Genomic DNA, 15948 nt, shown 5'->3' with positions numbered 1-15948 from the left:
TGATCTGTGGACGTTATTCTATTACAACGCATTAAAAACCTTGGTAAACTTGGTGATAAAGTTTCAGTTAAAGCCGGTTTCGGCCGTAACTTCCTTATCCCACAAGGTAAAGCAGTTGCAGCAACTGAATCAAACACAGCAGCTTTTGAAGCTCGCCGTGCTGAACTTGAGAAGCAAGAAGCTGATATTTTAGCAGCTGCTCAAGCGCGTGCTGATCAATTGAACGAAGTAAACATCGTAATCACTGCGAAAGCTGGTGATGAAGGTAAACTCTTCGGTTCAATCGGTACACGTGATATCGCTGATGCATTAACCAATGCTGGCCTAGTTGTTGACCGTGCTGAAGTTCGTTTACCGAACGGCGCACTTCGTCACACTGGCGAATTCAACATCGCAATCCAATTGCATCATGATGTTGTTGCTGAAGTTCTCGTTACTATCGTATCTGAGTAATTTCAAGCAAGAAAAAGAGCATGCCTTACCGCATGCTCTTTTTTTATGCCTAAATTTAGCCTAACAACGCACACTCCCCCTCCCCATATCGTGTAAAATCATTAAAGTGCAAACCACACAATGAAATACGCTATGAATTTTGAATTACTTCAACAAAAAATCGAACAAGCCACCAAACAAGCATTCTTAGAAATGCACTTACAACACGGCGCAGAAGGTATTTATGCCTTTGCTTTATATAGCGATGAAGGCGCGATGACGGTCTGCCCATCGACCAATACTCAAACGGCATTAAAAGCGTATGATGCTGCCGAAGACCGAATCTATTATCAATTTGAACCAGCAGAATGGAAATATGAAATGCAGGGTGCCGACGCTGCCTTCAATCAAATTTCTGCCGAAGTCTATGCTGCATCAGAGCAATGCCTGCAATATGATGAGGATGGTGAATATATCGAAAGCGAAGCTTTTAATCTCTTTAGAGAAACCCTGTTTGACTGTTGCTTCAAGGTGCTGCTAAAACTTAAACAAGAAAACTTCTTTTACAATCTGGTCCAACAAGATGTTTTTCTAATGTTTAGCGTCAGTGAATATGAGTTTGATCAGGAAAAACTCAAGAAGATGATCATTCAACTCAACGACAATCCTTATCAAACCGAATATCTGGCATGGATGCAGACTTGGAGCGAATGATTGAGCGATTACAATTGAGATCAACAAATTTGCCCCCATCAACCAGTCTAGGTCGCAACATCTCTTTATTCGAACAATGATTATTCCACCGCGGAGCGCAGCCCCAATAAGGCGTCTAATTTCTCCGCTGTTCTACAACAATTGACCAAGCATCTCTTTTTTCAGTTATGAACTTCATCTGTTTTGCATTAAGATAAGTCACCGATAACTGGGCTGCTTTTAGCGGTTTATTATCATACGATTAAATCCGTATTGTGTTCCCATATCGCTTGCTGTTGTCTTCACTCTTTTGTCATTTATTCAAGGTCTGCTATGTCTAAGGCTACTGCCACTATTCCCTCAAGCCCGTTTAATTCTGGCACTCAAGCCATTGAATCTGCGCCATTAAAGGAATTTCGTACGCCACCGCATAACTTGTCAATTGAACAAGCCGTGCTCGCTGCCCTGATGACGGTTGCCGAATCCTTTGAGCAAGTCAGTGACGTATTAAATGAAAATGATTTCTACGCAACGCGCCATAAATATATTTTCCGCGCGATTGAAAAACTTGCCCAAGAAAGTTCACCTTATGATGCGGTATTGGTGAATGACTGGTTAATTAAACAAAACTTGCTCGATGCCGTTGGTGGTGAGGAATATTTAATGCAATTGATGGCGGACTCGCCTTCTAGCTTTTATAACCTTGAAACCTACGCCAAAAAAATTAAAGAATTCGCAACTTTAAGAAATATGATTAAAGTTGGTAATGAAATTCTACAAAATGCCTATGACACCAAAGGCCGTGAAGTCAGTGAAATCTTGGACTTGGCTGAAACCACGATTTTCTCCATTGCGGAACAACATAACAACAACGCAAAGGCGCAAGGGCCAAAGCCGATTGCCTCGGTAATGACCACGGTTTTTGATAAGTTAAATGAACTTTCACAAATGGAAGGCAGTATTACCGGTTTAACCACGGGCTTTACTGAGCTCGACAATAAAACCTCAGGCATGCAAGCCGGAGACATGATTATTGTGGCTGCACGTCCTTCTATGGGTAAAACCACCCTTGCGATGAACCTAATTGAAAGCGTACTGTTTAACTGCGACTTGCCTGCGTTGGTATTCTCGATGGAGATGCCCGCAGACTCGATTGCTATGCGCTTGATTTCAGCCTACGGTAAAGTCCATCAGGGCCATTTACGTTCAGGAAAAATGGATGGTGATGAATGGTCTAAAGTGACCGGTACTATTTTACAACTTCAAGAAAAACATCTGTATATCGATGACTCCTCGGCCCTACCACCAACGGAGTTACGTGCCCGTGCGCGCCGTATTGCCAAACAACACGGCGGCAAGTTGGGTTGTATCATGGTCGATTACTTACAATTGATGAAAGTGCCGGGCATGGGCGATAACCGTGTCGGTGAGATTGGTGAAATTTCACGAAGTTTAAAAGCACTGGCCAAAGAAATGATGTGTCCTGTCATTGCACTGTCACAGCTGAACCGCTCGCTAGAGAACCGTCCGAACAAACGCCCCGTGATGTCTGACTTACGTGAATCGGGCGCGATCGAGCAGGATGCCGATTTAATTATGTTTATTTACCGTGATGAGGTTTATAACAAGGAATCTAAAGAAGCCGGTACTGCTGAAATTATTATTGGTAAACAACGTAATGGACCGATTGGTACGGTACGTTTGGCATTTGAAGGTCAGTACACCCGTTTTAGTAACTTGTCTCCTGAGTTCTATGCACAATACCAAGACGATGAATAGAAGTTAATCTGTGCAATTGAGCTTAGCCACATAACTCATATTACTAACCCACAACAATCACCTAATCTAGGTCAGAACCTAGCATGACCTAGATCAACAACGGGGCATAATAAATGCCCCGTTGCTGTAATCGCTTTAACCAGCGATTAAAATCTCTTTTAATGTTGCAATATTTTCTTTCCACAGCGGATAATCTTCACCGCTTTCTTCCCAGAGTTCATTCAGCTCTGATTCTTCACTCAGCAATCGGTCTAAAGCCACAACCGCTTTTTGCAGTAATGCTGCTGAAGGTTTACTGGTTAATGTCGCGATCCATTCATCTATTCCTTCAGGATAGCTCTCATTTTGAGTGCCCTGTCCTAAGACCTTCGCCAAAACCTCTGCAGCAGCATGTACCACACTCCCATAATCGGCATCGAGATACTCATCATCATCTTCGATCATTTGATCAAACGCCTGTTCGATCACTTCATAATCGGTACTTCCTTCCAGCTCTGATTTCCAATCGCAAGCAGTGTCATTTCCAAATGGTTCATGTGACCACGCGCCCATCTTTATCTCCTAATTTATTGACGAATCATTTAATCAAGCTTATACAGCATTGTTATGCTGTACCCAAGAATCTATCGATTAATTTAAGCTATTTATTTATAACAGCTTAAATTTAAATGTTAATTAAATGAATAGTGATGCCCATTTCAGTCATGGTATTTTCTGCAAACCACAAATTAAAATCAACATTAAAATGCTTTAAATACGATCAATAAAATAGTTTATGAATAACAAAACTTAACCATGAATTAAGCCCAGAATTTATAGAATATTAAATATATTTCATGATTAGTAATATATTTAAGGTGGTTATAAATATACTGATATGAGCAAATTTTATCATCTCAATATATAGATAAGCAGCTAGGCATTATTCATAAAAATGCAATTGATATGATTGTATCTAAAATCCAAATGATAAATTCTTGATAAATAAATAGGTAATAAACCATGATGACCATTAGAGATACCACGTTTGAACTTCTCAGAAAATTAAATATTACGACTATTTTTGGTAACCCCGGCTCGACAGAAGAAACTTTTCTACAAGATTTTCCTAGTGATTTTAGATATGTACAAGTTCTGCAAGAAGCATCTGCCGTTGCAGCAGCCGATGCTTATGCACAGGCCACACAGAGCGTTGGACTCGTTAACGTACATACTGCTGCGGGTATGTGTAATGCAATGAGTAATATTTTTACTGCCAGTATGAATAAAACCCCATTAATCATCACTGCGGGTAACCAAACCCGTGAAATGTTATTGATGGAGCCTTGGTTAACCAACACGCATCCAGAAGAACTGCCTAAACCCTTTGTAAAGTGGAGCTATGAACCCAAACGTGCGGAAGATGTACCGGCGGCCTTTATGCGCGCCTATGCAATGGCAATCCAAGAACCTGCTGGACCCGTCTTTTTATCAATTCCTTTAGATGATTGGAATCAAGAATTTACAGGTGAATTAGTGGTACGTAGCGTTGCTCATAAAGTTGCAGCCGACCCTGAACGCCTCAAACAGTTTGCAGACAAATTATCTCAAGCGAAAAACCCAGTGTTGATTTATGGCGCTGACATTAGCAAGCACGATGGCTGGAAAGAAGCAATTGCGCTGGCGGAAAAAATGCAAGTTCCAGTATGGGCTGCACCCGCTTCAGAAAGAACCCCTTTTCCTGAGAACCATCCACTTTATGCTGGTGGATTACCCTTTGCCACGCAGCCATTATCAGAAAAACTTCAAGGCCATGATGTGGCTTTAATCATTGGGGCACCTGTCTTTAGATATTACCCTTATGTTGCTGGTGACTATTTACCCGAAGGTTTAGCCTTATTACATATTACCAATGACCCAGCAGAAGCGGCACGCGCACCTGTAGGAGATAGTCTAATCAGTAATCCGGTTTTGGCATTATCATCTTTAATTGAAATGGTCACCGTACCTGAAAACCGTCAACAACCCGCTATTCATAAACTACCACATCATATGGCACCCCATGCTGTCGCAGAAAATACCCAAACGACGGATACGGTATTAACCGCTTTGGATGTTTTTAAAACAGTCCGAAAAGCGGTACCAGAAAATGCAATTTTAATGGAAGAGTCGCCATCTAATATTGCCGAGCTACATACCGCATGGCCTGTTACGTTTCATGATGGCTTTTATACGGCCGCAAGTGGTTCATTAGGTTGGAATGTCCCGGCTGCAGTAGGGATCGCTTTGGCTGAACGCGATAATGGAAAAAATCGTCCAGTGGTCGCGATGATTGGTGATGGTTCATTACAATATGCCATTCAAGGCATGTGGACCGCGAACCAACAACGTTTACCCATTATTTATATTGTTCCGGTGAACCGAGAATATGCCATTTTAAAAGCATTTTCAGAATGCCAAGACACACCGAATGTGCCTGGCTTAGATATTCCAGATTTAGATATTGTGTCTTTGGCCAAAGGTTATGGTTGTATTGGCAAGCGTGCAGAAACCACGGATCAATTATTTAATTTCTGTCTAGAAGCACTCAAACAAAATCGACCGACAGTGATTGAAGTCCCCATTAGCAAAGTGATTCCCTCACTGATCTAAGTGGGATCGCGCTAAAGCGAGTTTCAAGCCATTAAGTTTAATTTAAAACGCCTGATGCACTGCATTGGGCGTTTTGCTCAGATAGCGCTTTGCACATATAAAACCCCCTTATTTAAAAGAAGCGATATGACGAGGATATGTGCCGCTCTCAAACCTTAAAGCCAATATGTTTTCCTGTGGGAAGTTCAACATCAATGCGGAGTTCTCCTCCCATTGCTTCAACATATTTTTTCATCGTTGATATTTTCAGATCATTGCAACGACGCTCAATTGCTGAAAGTGAGGGCAGCCCCCATCGCCCACTTTTCAAATAAACCCCATCCTCCAATGTTCATTTCTACATGATGGGTCTACAATAGTGCTGTTTCCAAAAACATGTATAAATTCAAGCTTAGATCCGCATTTTAAGCAGGCATTTGGTACTTTGAATTTAGCATTCATCTTGGGAATCGTTCTATTTTTTAGGTTAATTTATTATTCTCTAAGGAGTCGTCAGGGTGCGCCAAGCAACAGTGTCTATTGATCGTGAAGCACTGCAATCGAATCTCAACCGTGTCAAACAACTTGCCCCACAAGCTAAAATCGTCAGCATGGTGAAAGCCAATGCCTATGGACACGGGCTGCATGACTGCCTCGCAGCCTTAAATGCAACCGATGCCTTTGGTGTCGCCTGCTTAGCCGAAGCCTTGCAAATTCGCGACGTTGGCGATCAACACGATGTCACCTTAATTGAAGGTGTATTTGCGCTAGACGAAATGCCAATTGCCATTGCCAATCGCTTTGAAGTTGTGATTCATCAGCAACAACAATTAGATTGGTTAATCCAGCACCAAGACGCCTATCAGGCACAAGGGCTTAAAGTTTGGGTCAAGCTCAACAGTGGGATGAATCGCTTAGGTTTCAAACATCTTGAAATTATCGCGATTATTCAAGATCTGCAAAGCCGCGGCTTTAACTGTGTACTGACCATGCATTTTGCCAATGCTGATCGTGATTACCCACTCAATGATCTGCAAGTCCAACAGTTCTTAGAGGTTAAAACAGCTTGTGCCCCGATTTTAGCTTCGTGCTGTAACTCTGCCGCGATTTATAAATGGCCAGAATTACATTTTGATTATGTCCGCCCTGGCATTATGTTATACGGCGCTTCGCCTTTTGCGGATCAATCGGTAGATCAATTAAAACTCACCCCGGTGATGAGTTTTAATGCAGCGATTATTGCCACCAATCAAATTCAAGCCGGTGAATATGTCGGCTATGGTTCAACCTTTCAAGCTGAACATGATATGCAAATTGCCATTGTTTCGATTGGCTATGGCGATGGTTATCCACGGGCCTATTCCAAACAAAACTATGTCAGTATCAATGGCCAAGCCGTTGCACTGGTGGGTCGCGTTTCCATGGATATGATCGCCATTGATATTACGGGCTTAAACGTTGAGATTGGACAGCCAGTTGAATTGTGGGGTAAACAGCGTTTGGTTGATGATGTTGCTGCAGCCAATGGAACGATTGGCTATGAATTACTGTGTAGACTCAGCCAGCGCCCACAGCGTTATTAAAATAGATCCGCTGCCTATAAATGAATAAAAATCTAATCAGATTAAAATTATTCAACTTAAATCTATTCTTCCATCATTGGCCAATTGCATTTGGCCAATGATGCTGATTCAATTTCAATGGCTTTATTTAAATCCTCAAAAAGCTTTTTAAGGATAACCCTTGCTAAAATAGCGGATATTTTCTATTGTATCGCTGTAGATCTCACCCCTCCCTTTTTGATTAATTAATTTAGTTTTATTATGTCTTCACAAGAAAAAGAAACCTCGAACAGTTTATATCGCCAGTGGCAAATCCTTTCTCGACTTGGTACGGGAAAATGGTTAGGCACGCGTGAAATACAAGAAACCTTGCAACGTGAAGGCATTGATATTAGCCTGCGCACGATTCAACGTGATTTAAATCAAATTTCACAGCGTTTTCCAATTGAAAATAATAAAGCAGTTCCCCAAGGTTGGCGCTGGCAGTCCGATGCGCCAATTCAAAGTTTGCCACATATGACCAGTTCGCAAGCCGTCACCTTTATGATGGTTGAAGAACACTTAAAACATTTATTACCGCCAAGTTTGGTCGAGGAAATGAATCCTTGGTTTGATTTGGCACGTCGCAATCTTTCAACTCACAATAATGTTCGCCAATGGATTAATCGGGTTCGTATCGTGCCTGCTACTCAACCTCTGATTCCACCTACCGTTGAGCGTGATGCACAGCAAGCCATTTATGAAGGACTCCTTCAGGACAAACAAATTGAATGTAGCTATCGCTCTCGCGGTGCGCACGGCGAAGACCGCCAATACACGCTCAATCCACTGGCCTTGGTTCAAAAAGGTCCGATTATTTATTTGATCTGTACCCGTCATGACAAATCAGATGTACAAACCTTTGCACTACATCGTTTTAAATCCGCCAAAGTTTTAGAATTACGCGCCATGCACCCTGTCGATTTTGAAATTGATGAATATATCGATTCTGGGGCACTTGGTTTTAGAGTTGACTTTAATCAGCCCACCCGCAATATCGATCTACAGCTGTATATGCAAGAAGCGGATGCTTTATATTTTAGTGAAAGCCAACTAAGCAAAGAGCAAACCATCGAAAAGATCAGTGAGGATTTATATAAAGTTAGCGCCACCGTACCATTCACCTCACAGTTGATTTGGTGGTTACGCAGTTTTGGTAAAAAGATGATCCGAATTGAACCGATTGAAGTCTTTAATGCAGTGCATGAAATCGAATAAATACGATTTCACCAATCCAATCTAAGTCAGCGCTTTAGGCTACGCAACTCAGCAGCCTAAAGCCTAACCTGCAATACAAAAAAGAGAGCCCGCAGGCTCCCATCATCTTGTTGTTTTCAATATCGTTTAATATTGTGTATTTGTCTTTTTAATCTTCATCCTATATCGCTCCAATATATAGAATGAAGGCTTTGGAGTAGATGCCACGTTTACTGACAATAAGTGCGGTCAACACCATTATCATTCATCATTTTCATCGTCATTGTTTTACCTCTGCTATAGAACATGCACTCAATATAACCCACCACTATTCATTTAATTAATAATTAGAATTGCAGAGAACTGCGAAAATTAAACTAAGTCAAATTTATGCAAAGCTCTTCAAATCAGCTTGAATTTTAAGCTTTAAATCACAACCAACAATGCTGCAATCTAAAAAGTCAGCAACATCACCACGATGTTACTGACTTTATACCTTCATCTCAAGCAAGCCAGATCAATCGAGCTTCGCCAGTTCCTTATAGCGTTTGGTTTCTGACAAAGCCGCATGTTGTCTGGCCAATACGCTATAAATGGTCGGTAATATAAATAAAGTGAATAATGTCCCAATCAACATGCCGCAAACAATCACCACACCCAGCCCAAAACGACTATTCGCACCGGCACCCGTGGCAAATAACAATGGAATTAAACCAAAGACCATTGCGGCGGTGGTCATCAAAATTGGACGTAACCGAATTTTTGCTGCTTGCAAAATAGCTTCACGGCGGTCTAAGTGATCGCTGACTTGTAGTTCATTGGCAAACTCAACCATCAAAATACCATGTTTACTAATCAGCCCGATCAAGGTCACCAAACCAATTTGGGTATAGATATTCACACTAGAAAGATCAAATACCAAGGGAATCAGTGCCCCACAAATCGACAATGGCACAGTAATTAAAATAATCAGTGGATCGAGCAGACTTTCATACTGCGCTGCCAAGACCAAATAAATCACCACCAGTGCTGCGAGAAATGCCAGCATCAGACTATTGCCTTCTTGCATATACTGTCTGGCATCGGCTTGCCAATCAAAGCTAAAGCCCGCGGGTAAATCTGCAATCGCCTGTTCTAAAAAGCTGAGCGCTTCACCCAGCGAGACACCCGGTGCCGGAATGGCTTGAAAGGTTGCTGCATTTTGCTGATTAAACTGTGTCAGTTTATTCGGTTCAACCTGCATCGACATCGAGACCACAGTCGACAATGGAATCAATTGTCCTGCTTCAGTCCGTACAAACTGCTGGGCCAATGCCTCAGGACTCATCCGTTGTTTTTGAATACTTTGTGGAATCACATCATAGGCTCGGCCTTGCATCGCAAAACGATTGATATAGTTTTCCCCCACCAAGGTCGATAAGGACTCCGCAATATCTTGCATCCGAATACCAAGACTGTTGGCTTTTTCACGATCAACCTTAATCTGTACCACGGGATTGTTATAGTCGAGATCACTATCGACTACGACAAATAAGCCACTTTCACGTGCTTTCTGCTTAATCTCCTCCATGGTCTGATACAGCACCGAATAATCCTGCGAAGTCCGTAGCACCATTTGTACCGGTAAGCCGCCCGTTGAACCGGGCAATGCTGGTAATTGAAAGACAAAAACACTGCTGCCCTCAACCTCTCCCACTTTGGCTTGCAAATCTTGTTGAATCGCAGTGCCATCACGCTCACGTTCGGACCACGCCGTTAAAGTGGTTCCCCCAAAACTAGCAGCGGGTCCATCTGTACCATTAATAATCCACGTATTTGCAGTTTCAGGTAAGGTCCAAAAAATCTGATCTAACTTTAAGCCAAATTTTTCGGCATAGTTGAGATTGGCATGTTGTGGCGATTTAATTGCAGTCAATACACTGGCCTGATCTTCTGCAGGCGACAATTCTTTTTTTGGCATCTGATAGAGAAATGGCAAACTGATTAAAATCACCGCTGCAATCGATCCGCTCATCCAACGATGGTGTAGTGAGTAATTTAGCACCTTGCCATAACTGGTTGTTAAAGCATTGAAGAAACGCTCTGCTAAGCGTGCCATTTTGCCTTCATTTTGCTTGGCATCGAGCAAATAAGAACTCATCACCGGTGATAAGGTTAATGCGACGACTCCTGAAACCACCACTGCACCAGCAAGGGTAAAGGCAAATTCTTTAAATAAAGAACCCGTTAAGCCCCCCATTAAGCCAATCGGTGCATATACCGCAGCTAAGCTAATGGTCATGGCAATCACTGGCCCAGCCACCTCCCTCGCACCAATCAATGCGGCTGCAACCGGTGACTTCCCTGCTTCGATATGTCGGTGTACATTTTCGACCACCACAATGGCATCATCAACCACCAAACCAATCGCCAGAACCATCGCCAACAACGTCAGTAAGTTAATACTAAAACCGAACAGCAGCATCATTCCCATTCCACCCAGCAACGATAGTGGAATCGTCACAATTGGAATAATCACACTGCGGAATGAACCAAGACACAGATAAATCACCAAAACCACAATGATCAAAGCTTCAATAAAGGTATGTACCACTTCATTAATTGAGGCATCAATAAAACGTGCGGTCTCATAAGCCAAATCGACACTGACACCAGGCGGCAAGGTTTTTCTAATTTCAGGTAAATGTTGTTTAATTCCATCCACAATCACCAAGGGATTTCCACGTGGTGTTGCTTGTAAACCCAAGAAAACCGCAGGCTTACCATTCATAATCGCACTGGTTTCTGTGGATGCCGCTCCAAGCTCAACCGTTGCGACATCTTTTAAATGCACGATGCCATTGGCATCATTGCGTATCACCAAGGCTTTAAACTCAGCCACACTGGTCAAATCAGTAGAAACATTAACATTCGACACCACATATTCGCCTTTGACTTGGCCCGGTGCCGCTTGATAGTTATTGCTTTGAATTGCTTGCGCAATATCGGCAGCATTGATGCCACGTCCTGCCATCCGATCGGCATCTAGCCAAATGCGCATTGACAGGCGTTGCGCACCATAGCTTTGTACTTTGGCCACCCCCTCAATGCTCGATAACATTGGCTCGACCACGCGTGATAAATAATCGGTCAGCTCAGCCAAACTAGCGGTTTCACTGGAAAAACCAATATAGGCCACATCGGTAGATTCACCTGAGGAGCGCTCAATCACTGGGTCAAAAGCACGCTGTGGAAGCTTATATCGGACTTGATTGACCTTGGCCATCACTTCGGTCAGTGCCTGCGTTGAATCACGATTCAACTCCATACGCAGCGTTACCGTACTGCGACCTTGTACTGTAGATGAAGATAAATAATCCACCCCTTCTACCGCTGAAACCGCTTGTGCAATCGGTTGTGTCACAAAGCCTTGCATTAATTCTGCACTGGCACCTGGATATTCAGTACTGATGCGAATGGTTGAGCTTTCAAGTAAGGGATATTGCCGAATCGGTAATTTATCAAACGCATAAAATCCAAACAGTAAAATTAAAGTACTGACTACCAAGGCCAATACAGGTCGCCTTACAAATAAATCGGTGAACCTCATACATTCGGCTCCTGTATCGGTGCAGCTTTTGCAGTCTGATTTAAAGTATCCGTCGCCAACGCCTCGATTGGCATCTGATCACTCAGTTTTAACTGCCCAGAAGTAATGACTTTATCGCCTTGTTTCAGACCCTGCTTAATTTCTACCCAACCATCTGCACGTTCTCCAACTTTCACGGCAATCTTATGTGCAAGCAATTTGCCATCGGTCATTGTGGCAACAAAGACCGTCTCACCATAAGCGGTATAGGTTACTGCCGTTTCAGGAATCATCAGCGCCGTTTCGGCCTGATCTTGATTTAAGATGACGCTGGCAAACATACCGGCTTTAAAACGGTTTTCACTATTTGGCAATTGCGCTTGAATCTGTACCGTTCTGGATTTTGAAATGAGTGGATCAATGGCCGTCACATGCGCATTAAACGACTGATTCGGAAAGGCATCTAGCGCTACTTTTAATGCTTGCCCTTGGCGTATTTGTGGTGCAATTCGCTCATCTAAATTGAAGTTGACCAACAAGTTTTGCGTGTCGACCAGACTGACGATCGGCTCGCCAATATTGATGTACTGCCCTTGATGGACTTTGCGAATCCCGATCATTCCTGCAAATGGTGCGCGAATTACTTTTTGCTGAATTTTGGCATTTAACTGTTTAATCTGCCCCAAAGTCACATCACGATTCGACAAGGCATTTTCAACTTCTTCTTTGGCCACGGCATTCATCTCAGCCAATTCGTGCCCGCGCTTATAGATGGCTTGGTGCAGTTTCAATTTGGCCTTCAGTTGCTCAATTTCACCTTGTTCAACCGCATCATTGAGCTTTAAAAGTATTTGCCCAGCATGAACATATTGTCCCGATTGAAAATAGATTTTTTCTACACGTCCAGATGCTTCAGATGCGACTTGAATTTGACGCACTGCTTCCAGCTCCCCCACAGCGGTCAAACTGCGTGGTGCTTCACGGGATTCAACCGTGGCAACCGCTACTTTAACCGGTGGGTATGCATAGGCCGCAACCGCTGGCTGATCCGGCTTGAAAAAGAAATAGAGCAGCAGCGCACTCAATAATAATCCGCTGAGAATGAGGGCAATATTGCGTTTTTTTCGAGTGATCATGTTCATTAGGCAATCACTCCTGTCTCAAGTTGCTGCAAAAGTTTGCGAGAATGACTGAGCATGGCTGCCATAATTAAGCCTGCAATCACAGCCAGATGCTCTAAGGCGAAGTACAACGAGATCACCGCCTGCATCCCCGACATCTCCCAAAAACGATGCACAATGACAATGGTCAGCAATAAAAATACAGACAGTAGTCCAGCACCGAACCAGACTGCTTTGTTGAACAAGATAAAATAACTACCTGATAATAAAATTAATGCACTGGCGTAGTTAAACAGCCATGCCGGTGACAAGCCGACCGCTTGCATTTCTGCAAAGCTTGCTTCGACGTTAATCACTTTGGCAAAACCAGAAAAAAGGAATAACAAAGCCATTAAGCAACGGCAAAATAACCATAACTTGGAGCTTTGCAGCAGTGTCTGAACAAAAAGTGGCATGATAATTCCCAATATGACGTTGACGCTTCACCTGATTTTTTTACTGACTATTTCAATAAAAATGAGGTGGGCAACAGCAAGTGGCACCACTATAAAACCTCAGGTTAACCTTAGGTCAAGCTGAAATATTCAAATAAAATTTATATTTTTTAGCTGCTTAATCAGTGGATCACATTTATTTTTGGACATAAAAAAGGCCTCTCATCTAGAGAAGCCCTTTTTAGAATACATGCTTAAAGCTTAGTCACCTTGATAGCCTTTCAGTTTTAAACGTGCAGCATGTAACAACGGCTCTGTATAACCAGAAGGTTGTTCAGCACCTTTAAAAATCAAGTCTGAAGCAGCTTGGAAAGCAATGTTGTTGTCAAAATCAAGTGACATTGCGGTATACAGCGGATCGTTGGCATTTTGCTGATCAACAATTTTCGCCATACGCTGCATCACTTGCTCAACTTGTTCACGGCTTACGATGCCATGACGTAACCAGTTGGCAACGTGCTGAGAAGAAATACGTAAGGTTGCACGGTCTTCCATCAAACCAACATCGTTGATATCGGGTACTTTAGAACAACCAACGCCCAAGTCGACCCAACGAACCACATAACCCAAGATTCCTTGGCAGTTATTTTCAAGTTCTTTGGTTTTCTCTTCTTCAGTCCAGTTGGTATTTGCTGCCAATGGTGGCGTTAACAAATCATCCAAAGGAAGTGCTTTGGTGTTTAACAACTCTTGCTGACGCTGCGCCACATTAATTTGGTGATAATGAATCGCGTGAATCACCGCACCTGCTGGTGAAGGTACCCATGCACAGCTTGCGCCTGCATCAGGATGTTCAGTTTTGCTGTTATACATGTCAAGTAACATATCTGGTTTTGGCCACATGCCTTTACCAATCTGTGCTTTACCACGTAGACCTGCTTGTAGACCAACCATCACGTTACGGTTCTCATATGCTGGGAACCAAATTTGTGCTTTGACTTCACCTTTACGAACAAATGGACCTGCTTCCATAAAGGTATGAATTTCATCACCCGTACGATCCATAAAGCCAGTATTGATGAAAATGGTACGATCTTTGGCTTGCGCAATACAGTTTTTCAAGTTCACAGAAGTACGGCGTTCTTCGTCCATGATCCCGATTTTCAAGGTTTTGGCTGGAAGATTTAACGCTTGTTCTGCACGCTCAAAAAGTTCAACCGCAAATGCCACTTCTTCTGGACCATGCATTTTTGGCTTAACGATATACATCGAACCCGTACGCGAGTTCTTCACTTGGTTTTGACCTTTAATGTCGGCAAAAGCCAACAATGGTGTGATCAATGCATCCATGATGCCTTCATAGATTTCAGCACCATCAACCAAGATTGCAGGATTGGTCATCAAGTGGCCAACGTTACGCAGTAACATCAATGAACGACCATGAATAGAGGTTTCACCACCATCCAAGTTTTTGTGTGTGCGATCTTTGTTTAAGGTACGTGTGACTGTTTTGCCATTTTTCTCGATACTTTCTTCGAGCGTCCCTTGCATCAGACCCAGCCAGTTACGGTAGCCTTCGACTTTCTCTTCTGCATCAACCGCAGCAATCGAGTCTTCTAAATCTTGAATCGTGGTAACAGCAGCTTCAAGTACTAAATCTTTTACGCCTGCTGCATCTGTTTTACCGATTGGGCTGTTGGCATCGATTTCAACAATAACGTGCAAACCATTATTTTTGAACACAAGCTCAGTTGGATTTGCAGCCTCACCGTTATAACCCACAAATTTGGCTGTATCTGCAACAGTCGTGGTTGAACCATCTTTTAGCGTTACAACAAGTTGATTGCCATCGACTGCGTATTTGCTCACATCAGCATGTGAACCTTGCGCAAGTGGGAATGTCTCATTTAAGAAATTCTTTGCAAATGCAATAACTTTAGCGCCACGTGCAGGGTTATAACCCTTGCCTTTCTCTGCGCCACCTTCATCTGAAATGACGTCAAAGCCATAAAGTGCGTCGTATAAAGAGCCCCAACGTGCATTGGCTGCGTTGATACAGTAACGTGCGTTACGTACAGGAACAACCAATTGAGGGCCAGCCAGTAATGCGATCTCTTCATCTACATTTTCTGTGCTGATTGTGAAATCTTCTACTTCTGGTAATAAGTAACCAATTTCTTGAAGGAAAGCTTTATAAGCTCCGAGTTCGAATGTGTTATTGCGGTGCCACTCATCAACTTGAGCCTGAATTTTTTCACGCTTAGCCAGCAATGCCTTGTTCTTGGGGCTAAGATCAACAACAACTTGCTCAAAGTTTTTCCAGTATGTCTCACTGTCTAAACCAGAACCAAGGAGCGCTTCGTTCTCGATGAAATCGTAGAGTTCTTTAGCAATCGCTAACTTACCTTTTTGAATACGTGCAGTCATTGTCTTTCCTGATATGGCTATTTTTTATAACAAGAGATCTCAGTATACCTATTTATCCTATGCTGAATAGTACTATCACAATCCTA

The 15948-nt window shown here is 42.8% G+C and carries 11 protein-coding genes and 1 pseudogene; 6 read left to right on the top strand and 6 right to left on the bottom strand.

The features are described 5' to 3' along the window. Positions 1-6 precede the first annotated feature (6 nt). The 3 genes from rplI to dnaB all read left to right on the top strand — a co-directional run bounded on the left by rplI (position 7) and on the right by dnaB (position 2904). Positions 7-453, top strand: a complete 447-nt coding sequence (rplI, locus tag FD716_RS07150) for a 50S ribosomal protein L9 (protein WP_139851652.1) — start codon at positions 7-9, stop codon at positions 451-453. A gap of 132 nt (positions 454-585) precedes the next feature. Further along, positions 586-1146, top strand: a complete 561-nt coding sequence (locus tag FD716_RS07145; protein WP_139851651.1) for a DUF4303 domain-containing protein — start codon at positions 586-588, stop codon at positions 1144-1146. 312 nt (positions 1147-1458) lie between these two features. Then, positions 1459-2904 (top strand): replicative DNA helicase, encoded by a 1446-nt coding sequence (gene dnaB / locus FD716_RS07140; RefSeq protein WP_139851650.1) that lies wholly within the window; start codon positions 1459-1461, stop codon positions 2902-2904. A 135-nt stretch (positions 2905-3039) separates the two neighbouring features. Here the strand turns inward: dnaB and FD716_RS07135 are convergent, their stop codons facing one another. Further along, a complete protein-coding gene (locus tag FD716_RS07135; protein WP_139851649.1) occupies positions 3040-3456 on the bottom strand; it encodes a DUF4259 domain-containing protein in 417 nt (138 codons plus the stop codon). 450 nt (positions 3457-3906) lie between these two features. On the opposite strand from FD716_RS07135, the gene mdlC reads away from it, so the two are divergent. Further along, complete coding sequence (gene mdlC, locus FD716_RS07130) at positions 3907-5535, top strand: benzoylformate decarboxylase (RefSeq protein WP_139851648.1); 1629 nt, start codon at positions 3907-3909, stop codon at positions 5533-5535. A gap of 148 nt (positions 5536-5683) precedes the next feature. On the opposite strand, the pseudogene FD716_RS07125 reads toward mdlC, so the two are convergent. Further along, positions 5684-5821 (bottom strand): annotated as a pseudogene (locus tag FD716_RS07125) (transcriptional regulator); the annotation flags it as partial. A 211-nt stretch (positions 5822-6032) separates the two neighbouring features. On the opposite strand from FD716_RS07125, the gene alr reads away from it, so the two are divergent. Then, the gene (alr, locus tag FD716_RS07120; protein ID WP_139851646.1) at positions 6033-7097 is read left to right on the top strand and encodes an alanine racemase; all 1065 of its coding nucleotides are present in this window, start codon (positions 6033-6035) and stop codon (positions 7095-7097) included. A 240-nt stretch (positions 7098-7337) separates the two neighbouring features. Then, positions 7338-8333 (top strand): helix-turn-helix transcriptional regulator, encoded by a 996-nt coding sequence (locus FD716_RS07115; protein ID WP_139851645.1) that lies wholly within the window; start codon positions 7338-7340, stop codon positions 8331-8333. 496 nt (positions 8334-8829) lie between these two features. On the opposite strand, the gene FD716_RS07110 is transcribed toward FD716_RS07115, so the two are convergent. The 4 genes from FD716_RS07110 to FD716_RS07095 all read right to left on the bottom strand — a co-directional run bounded on the left by FD716_RS07110 (position 8830) and on the right by FD716_RS07095 (position 15862). Next, a complete protein-coding gene (locus FD716_RS07110; protein ID WP_139851644.1) occupies positions 8830-11901 on the bottom strand; it encodes a MexW/MexI family multidrug efflux RND transporter permease subunit in 3072 nt (1023 codons plus the stop codon). After that, positions 11898-13022: an efflux RND transporter periplasmic adaptor subunit gene (locus tag FD716_RS07105; protein ID WP_139851643.1), complete on the bottom strand. Its 1125-nt coding sequence runs from the start codon at positions 13020-13022 to the stop codon at positions 11898-11900. Before FD716_RS07105 ends, FD716_RS07110 begins: the two co-directional genes overlap by 4 nt. Next, positions 13022-13456 (bottom strand): DoxX family membrane protein, encoded by a 435-nt coding sequence (locus tag FD716_RS07100; protein WP_139851642.1) that lies wholly within the window; start codon positions 13454-13456, stop codon positions 13022-13024. Before FD716_RS07100 ends, FD716_RS07105 begins: the two co-directional genes overlap by 1 nt. 240 nt (positions 13457-13696) lie before the next feature. Next, positions 13697-15862, bottom strand: a complete 2166-nt coding sequence (locus FD716_RS07095; protein WP_139851641.1) for a malate synthase G — start codon at positions 15860-15862, stop codon at positions 13697-13699. Between the last annotated feature and the right edge of the window lie 86 nt (positions 15863-15948).

It is taken from the genome of Acinetobacter pullicarnis, assembly GCF_006352475.1.
Lineage (GTDB): Bacteria > Pseudomonadota > Gammaproteobacteria > Pseudomonadales > Moraxellaceae > Acinetobacter > Acinetobacter pullicarnis.
The sequence above is the reverse complement of the archived record's forward strand: the minus strand, read 5'-3'. Positions and strand labels throughout refer to the sequence as shown.

Excerpts from the sequence above, each read along its gene's own strand:
- FD716_RS07145 (WP_139851651.1), top strand. The coding sequence starts at position 586 with ATGAATTTTGAATTACTTCAACAAAAAATCGAACAAGCCACCAAACAA.
- dnaB (WP_139851650.1), top strand. The coding sequence starts at position 1,459 with ATGTCTAAGGCTACTGCCACTATTCCCTCAAGCCCGTTTAATTCTGGC.
- FD716_RS07135 (WP_139851649.1), bottom strand. The coding sequence starts at position 3,456 with ATGGGCGCGTGGTCACATGAACCATTTGGAAATGACACTGCTTGCGAT.
- mdlC (WP_139851648.1), top strand. The coding sequence starts at position 3,907 with ATGATGACCATTAGAGATACCACGTTTGAACTTCTCAGAAAATTAAAT.
- FD716_RS07115 (WP_139851645.1), top strand. The coding sequence starts at position 7,338 with ATGTCTTCACAAGAAAAAGAAACCTCGAACAGTTTATATCGCCAGTGG.
- FD716_RS07110 (WP_139851644.1), bottom strand. The coding sequence starts at position 11,901 with ATGAGGTTCACCGATTTATTTGTAAGGCGACCTGTATTGGCCTTGGTA.
- FD716_RS07105 (WP_139851643.1), bottom strand. The coding sequence starts at position 13,022 with ATGAACATGATCACTCGAAAAAAACGCAATATTGCCCTCATTCTCAGC.
- FD716_RS07100 (WP_139851642.1), bottom strand. The coding sequence starts at position 13,456 with ATGCCACTTTTTGTTCAGACACTGCTGCAAAGCTCCAAGTTATGGTTA.
- FD716_RS07095 (WP_139851641.1), bottom strand. The coding sequence starts at position 15,862 with ATGACTGCACGTATTCAAAAAGGTAAGTTAGCGATTGCTAAAGAACTC.